The 11,515-nt window shown below is 72.3% G+C and carries 9 protein-coding genes; 4 read left to right on the top strand and 5 right to left on the bottom strand.

Features of this window, described 5'->3' with window-relative positions; translation table 11 throughout:
• Window positions 1–244: 244 nt before the first annotated feature.
• The gene (locus ACZ3OF_RS26975; RefSeq protein WP_361673823.1) at window positions 245–745 is read left to right on the top strand and encodes a hypothetical protein; all 501 of its coding nucleotides are present in this window, start codon (window positions 245–247) and stop codon (window positions 743–745) included.
• A 62-nt stretch (window positions 746–807) separates the two neighbouring features.
• On the opposite strand, the gene ACZ3OF_RS26970 is transcribed toward ACZ3OF_RS26975, so the two are convergent.
• Genes ACZ3OF_RS26970 through ACZ3OF_RS26950 form a run of 5 tightly spaced genes read right to left on the bottom strand, consistent with a single transcriptional unit; the run spans window position 808 to window position 6,257 of the window.
• Window positions 808–2,118, bottom strand: a complete 1,311-nt coding sequence (locus tag ACZ3OF_RS26970) for a DUF58 domain-containing protein (protein ID WP_467307256.1) — start codon at window positions 2,116–2,118, stop codon at window positions 808–810.
• A 12-nt stretch (window positions 2,119–2,130) separates the two neighbouring features.
• Complete coding sequence (locus ACZ3OF_RS26965) at window positions 2,131–3,114, bottom strand: AAA family ATPase (RefSeq protein ID WP_361439357.1); 984 nt, start codon at window positions 3,112–3,114, stop codon at window positions 2,131–2,133.
• Window positions 3,111–4,322 carry a DUF4350 domain-containing protein gene (locus tag ACZ3OF_RS26960; protein ID WP_361673817.1) on the bottom strand — a complete coding sequence of 404 codons (1,212 nt, stop codon included), beginning with the start codon at window positions 4,320–4,322 and terminating at the stop codon, window positions 3,111–3,113. Before ACZ3OF_RS26960 ends, ACZ3OF_RS26965 begins: the two co-directional genes overlap by 4 nt.
• Window positions 4,319–4,990, bottom strand: coding sequence for a DUF4129 domain-containing protein (locus tag ACZ3OF_RS26955; protein WP_361673815.1), 672 nt, complete (start codon window positions 4,988–4,990; stop codon window positions 4,319–4,321). The genes ACZ3OF_RS26960 and ACZ3OF_RS26955 overlap by 4 nt, the downstream gene beginning before the upstream one ends.
• Window positions 4,991–5,012: 22 nt before the next feature.
• The gene (locus ACZ3OF_RS26950; protein ID WP_467307253.1) at window positions 5,013–6,257 is read right to left on the bottom strand and encodes a hypothetical protein; all 1,245 of its coding nucleotides are present in this window, start codon (window positions 6,255–6,257) and stop codon (window positions 5,013–5,015) included.
• A 580-nt stretch (window positions 6,258–6,837) separates the two neighbouring features.
• On the opposite strand from ACZ3OF_RS26950, the gene mtrA reads away from it, so the two are divergent.
• From mtrA to ACZ3OF_RS26935, 3 genes are all read left to right on the top strand, one after another.
• Window positions 6,838–7,515: a two-component system response regulator MtrA gene (gene mtrA, locus ACZ3OF_RS26945; RefSeq protein ID WP_009333493.1), complete on the top strand. Its 678-nt coding sequence runs from the start codon at window positions 6,838–6,840 to the stop codon at window positions 7,513–7,515.
• A 1-nt stretch (window position 7,516) separates the two neighbouring features.
• A complete protein-coding gene (gene mtrB, locus ACZ3OF_RS26940) occupies window positions 7,517–9,535 on the top strand; it encodes an MtrAB system histidine kinase MtrB (protein ID WP_361673811.1) in 2,019 nt (672 codons plus the stop codon).
• Window positions 9,536–9,659: 124 nt separating this feature from the next.
• The gene (locus ACZ3OF_RS26935) at window positions 9,660–11,432 is read left to right on the top strand and encodes an LpqB family beta-propeller domain-containing protein (protein ID WP_361673856.1); all 1,773 of its coding nucleotides are present in this window, start codon (window positions 9,660–9,662) and stop codon (window positions 11,430–11,432) included.
• Window positions 11,433–11,515 lie beyond the last annotated feature (83 nt).

Here is an 11,515-nt window from a genome sequence, read left to right as displayed (position 1 = left end):
TACTGCAGGGGGGACCCTGTGGGAGAGTAGGACGCCGCCGAACAATTTTTAGCCTCAACCCCCGGACCTTGTCCGGGGGTTGAGGCATTTTTGCGATCGGCTACTTTTGGCCAAGAGTTGACCGTGCCATGACATCTCACGATCGTTGTGTCACCCTTCGTGGCGCACTCCGAATCCGGGCGGCCGGCTCCGCCGGGCCGTTTGGGTTCCCCCCACCCACAACGCAGTGGCAAGGAGGAGCGACATGAAGTACACCCCCACACTGAGTGGATTGGCCGCACTGGTGATCGCGGCCGGCATCGGTGCTTCCACGACGGCGTACGCCGACACCACCGAGGACCTCAAGGTCGACGGAGTGATGGTCGTCTCGGGGAACACCTGTAGCTGGACCAACGCCAGCAGCAGTGCCAATCCGCCGAGCGCGCTCACCGTCGACCGGGCCACGATCAACAAGCCGGGCGGCAATCTGGCCTGCGGCGGGGGCATCACTGCCACGCTCAACAACAACCCGGCCTTCACCTTCGACGACGCCGCCGGTACCGCGAGGACCGACGCCATCGACATCACCGGCAAGCAGTCGTTCGTCTCCTGCCGCTACAAGGCGACGAACATCGTCTGGAATCGTGACGGCGCCACCAGGAAGTACCTGAACACGCCGTTCACGGCCACCAAGGTCTCGGGCTCGTTCCTCTGTCCCGGCTCCTTCAGCGCCGCGGCCGGGGAGGCTTCTGTCGTATTCCGTTGATCCAGTGAACGGATCGGTGGCCGGTTCTGGGTGCTCCCCGGGCCGGTCATCGGTCGCTGGGGCTAGAGGCGGCCGGCGGCCTTGAGTGCGAGGTACGCGTCCGCCAGGGCCGGGGCGAGGTTCTCCGGGGTGGCGTCGACGACTGTGACGCCGTGGCGGCGGAGCTGGTCCGCCGTGCGGTGGCGCTGGGCCTGGGCCTGGGTGGCGGCAGCGGCTTCGTAGACGGCGTCGATCGTGCCGCGGTTGGCGGCCATGCGGTCGGTGTGAGGGTCGGCCACGGAGGCGACGAGCACGGTGTGGCGCTGCGTGAGCTGCGGAAGGACCGGGAGAAGGCCCTCCTCGATCGGGGCGGCGTCGAGGCTGGTGAGCAGGACGAGGAGCGAGCGGCGCGGGGCCCGGGCCAGGGCCGTCGCCGCGAGGCCGCGGGCGTCCGTCTCCACGAGTTCGGGCTCGATCGGGGCCAGGGCGTTGACCACGGCGGGCAGGACGTCGCCGGCGGGGCGGCCTTGCACCTGGGCGCGGAGGCGGCGGTCGTAGGCCAGGAGGTCGACTCGGTCGCCGGCGCGGGAGGCGAGGGCCGTGAGGAGAAGGGCGGCGTCCATCGCGGCGTCGAGGCGCGGGACGTCGCCGACGCGGCCGGCCGACGTGCGGCCGGTGTCGAGGACGATCAGGATGTGGCGGTCCCGTTCGGGGCGCCAGGTGCGGACGGCGACGGTGGTCTGGCGTGCGGTGGCCCGCCAGTCGATGGAGCGGGTGTCGTCGCCCGGGACGTACTCGCGGAGGCTGTCGAACTCCGTGCCCTCGCCACGCGTGAGGACGCTGGTGCGGCCGTCGAGTTCGCGGAGGCGGGCCAGCCGGGACGGCAGGTGCTTGCGGCTGGTGAACGGTGGCAGGACGCGGACGGTCCAGGGAACGGTGTGGTTGCCCTGCCGGGCGGCCAGGCCGAGGGGCCCGTACGAGCGGACGGTGACGCGTGAGGCCTGGCGGTCGCCTCGGCGGGTGGGCCGCAGCGATGTGGTGACGCGTCGGCGTTCGCCCGCGGGGACGGTCAACTTCTGTCGTGAAGCGGTCTGTTCGGTGCCGGGGAGCCAGCTGCTGGGCGGCCAGGCGTCGCGGAGTCGGGCGCGGAGGCGCCGGCGGGACGGGTTGGTCACGGTGAGCTGTACTTCGGCCCCGTCACCCAGTCGAACTGTTGTGTCACCACTTCGGGTGAACTGGAGCGTTCGCACTGGCGCGGCCATCGCGTAGTCGCACAGAATTGCGAGCGAGAGGGGCGCGTTCACCGCGAGCATCCCCGCCCAGCTGGGGGCGAGGATGCCCACGGGGAGCGATCCGAGGGCGGCGATCAGCGCGGTTCGTCCGGTGAGGGCCATGGGGCGCCGTTCTCAGCGGGGTACGGGGACGTGGGCGAGGATCGAGTTGATGACGGAGTCGGCGGTGACGCCCTCCATCTCGGCCTCGGGCCGCAGTTGGACGCGGTGGCGGAGAGTGGGCAGCGCCAGGGCCTTCACATCGTCCGGGGTGACGTAGTCCCGGCCGGTGAGCCAGGCCCAGGCACGGGCGGTGGAGAGCAGGGCGGTGGCTCCTCGGGGGGAGACGCCGAGGGTGAGCGAGGGGGATTCACGCGTGGCACGACAGATATCGACGACATAGCCGGCGATCTCGGGGGAGACCGAGGTCTTGGCGACGGCATCGCGGGCGGCCTCGAGTTCGGCGGGGCCGGCGACCGGGCGGACTCCGGCGGCCTTGAGGTCGCGGGGGTCGAAGCCGTTCGCGTGCCGGGTCAGGACGTTGATCTCGTCCTCGCGGGAGGGCAGCGGGACCGTCAGCTTCAGCAGGAAGCGGTCGAGTTGGGCTTCGGGCAGCGGATAGGTGCCCTCGTACTCGACGGGGTTCTGGGTGGCTGCGACGAGGAACGGGTCGGGGAGGGGACGGGGGGTTCCGTCGACGGTGACCTGACGTTCCTCCATGGCCTCAAGGAGGGAGGCCTGGGTCTTGGGAGGCGTGCGGTTGATCTCGTCGGCGAGCAGCAGGTTGGTGAAGACCGGGCCGGGCTGGAAGGAGAACTCCGCGGTACGGGCGTCGTAGACGAGGGAGCCCGTGACGTCGCTCGGCATCAGATCGGGGGTGAACTGGACGCGCTTGGTGTCGAGTTCGAGCGTGGCCGCGAGCGCGCGGACCAGCAGCGTCTTGGCGACGCCGGGGACTCCTTCGAGGAGGACGTGACCCCGGCAGAGCAGGGCGACGACGAGTCCGGTGACGGCGGGGTCCTGGCCGACCACCGCCTTCGCGATCTCGGTGCGCAGGGCCTCCAGGGAGGCGCGGGCGCTGTCCGAGTTCGTAGCGGTCTCGGGGGTCGGGGCGCTCATGAGGTGCGTACCTCTCTTTCGAGGGCGTCGAGTTGGTCCGCCAGGCGGATGAGAGCGGCGTCGTCGGCGGGAGCCGGGCCGAAGAGAAGGTCCCTGGCGTCCGTGGCGGTCCCGGAGAGCCGGGCGGAGAGCGAGGGGAGCAGGGCGTCGGGGGCATGGGCGTCCTGGGAGGCGACGCCGAGGAGAGCGGCGATCCGGGTGCGGGTCGCGGTGCGCAGGACGGTGGCGGCGCGGTCGCGTGCGTTGCCCTTGCGGTAGAGGCGGGCGCGGCCCTCGGTGGCTTCGGAGGCGCGGACGGCGACCGGGAGGGGTTCGGTCACCAGCGGGCCGAGGCGTCGGCCTCGCCAGACGGCGGCGAGGACGGCGGCGAGGGCGAGTTGGAGGGTGCCCCAGAGCCAGCCCGAGGGGACGAGTGCGAGGAAGCCGTCGGTGGTGCTCTCGGGGGTCCGGTCCTCGGGGGTGCCTTCGGTGACGGAGGTGTCGGAGAGGGAAGGGAGGTACCAGACGAGATGAGGGCGGGAGCCGAGGAGGTGCAGGGCGAGCGACGCGTTGCCCTGCTGGTCGAGACGCTCGTTGAAGAGGATGTCGGGGGAGCCGAGGAGGACGGTGTCGCCGCCTCCCGCGGCAGGGAGGACGACCAGGGTGGGCAGGCCGTCGCCGGGGTAGCAGGCGGTCGAGCCGGGGACGTCGGCGGTGTATCGCTCGCCGCCGATGTCGACGCGGCCGGCACCGACGGCGGCGGGGAGGGAGCAGCTGGGTTCGCGGCCCGTCACCGAAGTGCTGGTGTCGGCGGTGACGCCGGGGGCCAGGGTGTCGAGCGAGGCGTGGCCCGCGCCGATGAGGACGGTGCGGCCGCCGGAGTCGTTCACTGCCTGGCGAAGGGTGGACTGTTGATGGCTGGTCAGCAGATCCGGTGTGGTGACCAGGAGGGTGCTGTCGGCCCCGGTGGCGGCGGTGACCTCGTCGAGGGTCGTGACCACCTGGACGGTGACGCCCTGGGCCTTCAGGATTTCGGCGACGGCGCGGCTGCCGTTGGGGTCGGCGGAGCGGGGATCGAGGTGGCCGTGGTGGTCGGCGGAGCGCACGGTCGCCAGGATGACGCCGCCGATGACGATCAGGCCGAGGACGAGGAGGACGCCGCGGGCTCGGCTCCAGATCTGGCGGGGGCCGAGCGAGGTCGAGGTGGCGCTCGTGCGCGGCCGGCTCATGCGGGGGCTCCCGCGGCGGCGGTGTCGAGGGTCGGCCTGGTCCGCTCCAGGGCGGTGTCGAGTTCCTCGATGCGTCGGTACGCGGGCTCGTCGGCGGTGCGGCCACCGTATGTGACGTCGTCGAAGGAGCGGGCCGCGGCGCGGAGTTCGTCGGTGTGCGAGGGCAGGCTGCGTGCCGCCTCGGCGGCGGCCTCGTCCGCCGTGCGACCGGGGCGGGGGTCGAGGAGGGCGCGCTCCTCCAGGGAGCGGACGATCGCCCGCATCCGTTCCTGGAGGGCCTGGTTCCAGCGGCCGGCGGTGGCGTGCCGGGCGGCGGCGGCCCGGTGCTCTTCGGCGGTGCGGGGGCCGTCGTCGAAGAGGGAGTCTCCGGTGGCGGGGGTGCGCTGCGGAGTGCCGAGCCGCCACCAGAGCGCGCCGAGCAGGGCGAGCACGACCACGACGATCGCGAGAAGTCCGAGCAGGCCGCCGGGGGTTGCCCCCGAGGCGGCGTCGAAGAGTCCGCCGACCCACCTCAAGAAGCGGTCGAGGCCGCGTTCGAGGAGGCTCGGGTCGTTCTCGTGGTACATCGGTTTGGACAGTTCCCGCTCCGCCGCCTCCCGTGCGGGGACGCGGGGTACGTCCACCGGTACGTCGTCGGTGCCGCGTTGCGGCAGCCGCGCCGTGGTCATGCCCCCCGTGTGGATCACCCCGTCAGCCTCCGGTGGCCGGGGAGCCGGGGGCGGGGCCGTAGCCGGGGACGCCGGCGGCACGGGCGAGTTCGAGGTCGAGGGCCTCGCGACGGATGCGCTGGTCGATGTAGAGGAGGACGGTCACACCGGCCGAGATCGGGTACGCGATGGCGTTGGTGACGACACCGCCGATGCCGGTGATGATCAGGAACGTCCAGCCGAACTCCGGGGTGGAGCCGGAGAGAATGCCGCTGAAGCCCGCGCCGTCGGCGGCGATCCCGATGATCGCGAACGGGATCGCGATGATCATCGCCATGATGAAGAGCAGCAGCTGCGTGAGCAGGGTGATGCCGAAGATCCGCCACCAGGAGCCCTGGACGAGCTTCGCCGAGCGCTTCAGGGAGGAGACGATGCCCTGTCGTTCGAGCATGAGGGCCGGGGAGGCCAGGCTGAAGCGGACCATCAGCCAGACGACGGCCACCATGCCGCCGAGAGCGCCGAGGGCGACCAGCAGTCCGCCGGCGGCGTCTCCGACGAGGGTGCCGGGCAGAAGGGCGACGAGCATGATGGCTGCGCCCATCAGGGGCAGCAGCAGGGTCAGCCCGAGCAGCTGGAGCAGGCGGGGGCGGGCCTCGCGCCATGCGGCACCGATCGACACCGGTTGCCCGAGGACGGCGCGGCTGATGACCACCGTGAGCAGGGCGGCGCTCACGAGGGTGGCCATCAGGAGGATGAGGATCGCCGGGACGGAGGCGATGAGACTCGTCTGCAGGGTGTCGCCGAGCTGGGCCACGGCCTCGCTCGGGCTGGCGTCCGGGTTGATCTCGGGCGGCGTGGGGACGAGGTAGCGCTGGACGAGGATGTCGGCGATCTGGGAGATCACCGCGACGGTGACCGTGATCGCCAGGACCGTGCGCCAGTAGGTGCGCATCGTCGACACGGCGCCGTCGAGGATCTCGCCCATCCCCAGGGGGCGCAGCGGGATCACACCGGGCTTGGCGGCCGGCGGCTTGCCCCAGTTCCCGTAGGGCGGCCTGCCGCCCCAGTTCTGGCCCGGCCCGGGGGTGGTGCCGGGGCCGGGTGCCTGGGCCTGGCCCGGGACGGGGGCGGTCGGCGGGGACCACTGTCCGGCGGGCGGCTGGTCCTTGGACCACTGGGGGGCGGAGCCGTTCGCGTCACCGGGCGTGGTGGGCCGGGGAACCCCGGAACCGTCCTGGCCGTCGGAGGGAGCAGATCCGGGCGAGGTCCAGCCCGGAGTGTCGTTCACGGTCGTCCACCTCGAGGAATGGTCGCGGGGCCGGCTCGGAGAGCCGGCGCGGTCTCAGTGGCCGATCCCCGTGCGGGGCGGCGGGCCGTGAGCCATCGTGCCACGAGGGGCCCGCCGGTGGGCGGGGGCCGGTATCACCTTCTGACCTTGGTTCCGACCTCGGTCGTCGGAGCGCCGGGGGTCAGACCGGGCGGATGCCCGACCAGTGCCCACAAACCCCGCGCGCGCCCGGCTTCCCCTGGCGACCGTGGACGTGGCCCCTCACCATGGGGTCGTTCTCCAGGAGCGACGGGCACCCTCGCCTCTCTACTGGTCGGGGGCGAAGGTCAGGAGCGTGGCGGACATGATCCTTGACGCCTTCCGGGCGGTGGTGCGGGGGCTGGGGAGGGTTTGGTCGTGGGACTGGAGTGGGTGGTCGGGGTACGGTTCAGGACGGCCGACGGGGGCTTTGGGTCCATGTCTGACATCAGCGCCCACGGACAAGGGCGGCCTGCGGTGGACGATCACGGACGTTGCCGCTGGTCAGTGAGGTATCTCACCAGCCGCCTTGAGACTGATACGGAAATGGGATGATGTCGATATGAAGGGACGCGTTCTTGTCGTCGATGACGACACCGCACTGGCCGAGATGCTCGGCATCGTGCTGCGGGGTGAAGGGTTCGAGCCGTCGTTCGTCGCGGACGGCGACAAGGCGCTCGCCGCATTCCGCGAGGCCAAGCCGGACCTGGTGCTGCTGGACCTGATGCTGCCCGGCAGGGACGGCATCGAGGTGTGCCGGCTCATCAGGGCCGAGTCCGGCGTGCCCATCGTCATGCTGACCGCCAAGAGCGACACCGTCGACGTGGTGGTGGGTCTCGAGTCCGGGGCCGACGACTACATCGTCAAGCCGTTCAAGCCGAAGGAGCTCGTCGCCCGCATCCGGGCGCGGCTGCGGAGGTCGGAGGAGCCCGCGCCGGAGCAGCTCGCCATCGGCGACCTGGTCATCGACGTGGCCGGTCACTCGGTGAAGCGGGATGGGCAGTCCATCGCCCTCACGCCGCTCGAGTTCGATCTGCTCGTCGCCCTGGCCCGCAAGCCGTGGCAGGTGTTCACCCGCGAGGTCCTGCTGGAGCAGGTCTGGGGCTACCGCCACGCGGCCGACACCCGGCTGGTGAACGTCCACGTCCAGCGGCTGCGCTCGAAGGTCGAGAAGGACCCGGAGCGGCCGGAGATCGTGGTGACCGTTCGCGGTGTCGGTTACAAGGCGGGGCCGAGCTGACATGAGCGTAGGCAGTACTGCTCCGAAGCCCGGGGACCCGGGAGTCCGGACGGGGCGGGCTGCCGGACCGGGACGGGGGGGCTCGCGATTCGGCCGTCTGCTCCAGGACGGGGCGCCGGGTGGTTCGGCCCTCCGGCTCCTCGCCCGCTGGGTGCGTCGTCCGCTGCTCCCCGCCGTACGGCTGTGGCGGCGGAACATCCAGCTGCGTGTCGTTGCGGGCACCCTGCTGATGTCACTCGGTGTCGTGCTGCTGCTCGGCCTCGTCGTCATCGGCCAGGTCCGTAACGGTCTCCTCGACGCCAAGGAGCAGGCCGCCCAGAGCCAGGCCGCCGGCGGGTTCTCCGCCGCCCAGGACAAGGCGGCGACCACGCCGACCGGGCCGGGCGGACAGGACCGCGGGCGCGCGGGTTCCTCGCTGACCTGGCGCTCCACGCTGGTCGAGCAGCTCGCCAGTGGTGGCCAGAGCGCGTTCAACGTGGTCGCGCTCTCCATGGAGGACTCCGACGGGCCCGCGAGCCGGGGCGCGCGTGCCTCCGGCGAGGTCGATCCGGACACCAGCATCCCCGGCGACCTGCGGCACTCCGTCGCGCAGGGCGCGGGCACGTTCCAGAAGTACACGCGGATCCACTACACCAACGGCAAGGAAGCCGAGCCCGCGCTGGTGATCGGCAAGCGGCTCAACGACGCCGAGGGCACCCAGTACGAGCTGTACTACCTCTTCCCGCTGGCGCAGGAGGAGGACTCCCTCACCCTGGTCAAGGGCACCCTGGCGACCGCCGGACTGTTCGTGGTCGTGCTGCTCGGCGCCATCGCCTGGCTCGTGGTGCGCCAGGTCGTCACCCCCGTGCGGATGGCGGCCGGGGTGGCCGAGCGGCTCTCCGCGGGCCGTCTGCAGGAGCGGATGAAGGTCACCGGCGAGGACGACATCGCCCGGCTCGGCGAGGCCTTCAACAAGATGGCGCAGAACCTCCAGCTCAAGATCCAGCAGCTGGAGGAGCTCTCGCGGATGCAGCGGCGGTTCGTCTCGGACGTGTCGCACGAGCTGCGTACGCCGCTGACGACGGTACGGATGGCGGCCGATGTCATCCATGAGGCCCGCGTCGACTTCGACCCCGTCACCGCCCGCTCCGCCGAACTCCTCGGCGACCAGCTGGACCGCTTCGAGTCGCTGCTCTCCGATCTGCTGGAGATCAGCCGCTTCGACGCGGGTGCGGCGGCGCTGGAGGCGGAGCCGATAGATCTGCGCCAGGTCGTACGGCGGGTGATCGGCGGTGCCGAGCCGCTCGCCGAGCGGAAGGGCGGCCGGATCGTCGTGGTCGGCGACGAGCAGCCGGTCGTGGCCGAGGCGGACGCCCGGCGGGTCGAGCGGGTGCTGCGCAACCTGGTGGTCAACGCGGTCGAGCACGGCGATGGCCGGGACGTGATCGTCAAGCTGGCCGCGGCCGGCGGAGCCGTCGCGGTGGCCGTGCGGGACTACGGGGTGGGGCTCAAGCCGGGCGAGGCGACCCGGGTCTTCAACCGGTTCTGGCGGGCGGACCCGGCACGCGCGCGTACCACGGGCGGGACGGGTCTCGGCCTGTCGATCGCGGTGGAGGACGCGCGGCTGCACGGCGGCTGGCTCCAGGCCTGGGGAGAGCCCGGCGGCGGCTCGCAGTTCCGGCTCACCCTGCCGCGCACCGCGGACGAGCCGCTGCGCGGCTCCCCGATCCCCCTGGAACCGGAGGACTCGCGGCGCAACCGCGAGCAGGCCCAGGCACGGACGCCCGCCCAGGGGCGGGCCGAGGGGCAGGCGAGGGAGAACGGCCGCCGCCAGGTGGCGCTGCCGGTACAGCCCGGAGGGGACCGTCCCGCCCTACCCGTACCGCCGCGGATGCCGCCGGTGCCGCGGGCCACGGCGGACCCGACAGCACTGCCGGGAAGCGGCGCCCGGGTCGTCGCGCGGGCGGCGGCCGAGGCCGACAGCAGTGAGGCGAGGGCGTCGAGGCACGCCGAGGGGGAGGACGGGACACGTGGGCGCTGACTTCCGAGGAGAGCGGAAGGCGGCCGACGACAGCGGGGCCGCTGCCGCGCGCTCGTCCGCCCGCCCGGCGCGGACGAGCCTGCTGCTGGCGTGCGGGGGGCTGCTGGTGGCCGGCTGCGCGACGATGCCCGACAGCGGGGACGTCCAGCAGGTGAAGGCGTCCAACCCGGGCGACTCGCAGGTCCGGGTCTATGCCGTACAGCCGCGGGAGAACGCGCAGCCCGACGAGATCGTCGACGGCTTCCTGGAGGCGATGACCAGTGACGATCCGGGTTTCGCCACGGCCCGGAAATATCTGACGAAGCAGGCCGCGCGGACCTGGAAGCCGGACCAGAGCATCACCGTGCTGACCACCGCACCGGACCGTGAGCAGGCCGACCGGCTCGCCGACGCCGAGAACGAGGGCCGCTCCTATCCGATCCGCGGCCGGCAGATCGCGACCGTGGACGCCCGGCACGCCTACCAGCCGAGGAACCCGGCCGAGTACAAGGACTTCATCCACGTCGTGCAGCAGCCGTCCGCGGACGGCAAGGGCAGGGAGTGGCGCATCGACCACCTGCCGCCCGGGCTCGTGCTCAGCGAGGCCGACTTCCAGCGCAACTACCGCTCCGTCAACACGTACTACTTCGCCTCCGGGGAGGACTGGGTCGTCGCCGACCCGGTGTACATCCGGCAGCGGCAGGACCCGGTGACCCGGATGGATCCGGTGACCCAGACCGTGAAGGCCCTCCTCGAGGGGCCGACGAACTGGCTGAAGCCGGCCGTCGATTCACGTTTCCCCTCCGGCACGGAGCTGAAGGACGGCGTCACCACGCTCGCGACGGACGACCAGTCCACGCTGAAGGTGCCGCTCAACGCCAAGGCCGACCGGGTGGGCGGGGAGGTGTGCCGGCGGATGGCGGCTCAGTTGCTTTTCACGCTCGGCGATCTGACGTCCGTACGGGTCGAGCAGGTCGAGCTCCAGCGGGGTTCCGACGGGGGGCGGCTGTGCGTGCTGTCCAAGGCGCAGGCCGAGGAGTTCGCGCCGGTGCGCGACTCGGGCCTGGCGGAGAACCCGTTCTTCGTCGACGATCACGGCGCGCTGAAGACGCTGCCGGTCGGCGGCAAGGAGGACGCGGAGGCGGACGCGACGCTGGGGCCGTTCGGCAAGGGTGCGACGCCGCTGCGGTCGGTCGCGGTCGACCGCGACGAGAGCCGCGCCGCGGGGGTCGGCAAGGACGGGCGCGAGCTGCGCGTGGCGTCGATCCTCACCGACCACGAGCTGAACCCGGCGCTGGTGACCAGTACCGCGGCCCGGCCCGAGGACCGGCTGTCCGCGCCGAGCTGGGACGGCCGTGGGGACCTGTGGGTCGCGGACCGCAACCCCGTGAAGCCGCGGCTGTGGGTGGTGCCGGACGGCGAGGGCACGCCCGTGGAGGTACGGGCGCCCTGGCTGACGGACGGCGCGCGCGTGGAGTCGCTGCGGGTCTCGGCGGACGGCGTGCGGGTGGCCCTGGTCCTGAAGGAGAAGGACGGCAGCACCGCCCTGAAGATCGGGCGGGTGGAGCGCGAGGGCGACGGGACGGGGGCGGCCGTGTCGGTCGCGGACCTCCAGCCGGTGGCGCCGCGCATGGAGGCCGTCACGGCCGTGTCCTGGGCCGGTCCGAGCAGGCTCGTGGTGGTCGGCAAGGAGGCCGGCGGGGTCCAGCAGGTCCGGTACGTCCAGACGGACGGGGCGACCTCGCCTTCCTCGGTGCTGCCGGGGCTCAACGGGGTGACGGCGGTGGCCGCGCCGAACGACGACAAGGCGCCGGTGGTCGCCGACTCCGGCAACGACGGCATCGTGCGGCTGGTGCCGGGCGCGAACTGGCAGCGCCTGGTCAAGATCGCGGGCTCCTCGCCGGTCTACCCGGGGTAGCCACCCGCGCGGGTGAGCCGGGGCAAGCCGCCGGCCCTCGTCCCGGCCGCCCGTGGTCCACAGGGCCGTTGTCCACAGGGGTG

It is taken from the genome of Streptomyces sp. NPDC022552, assembly GCF_055561875.1.
The sequence above is the reverse complement of the archived record's forward strand: the minus strand, read 5'-3'. Positions and strand labels throughout refer to the sequence as shown.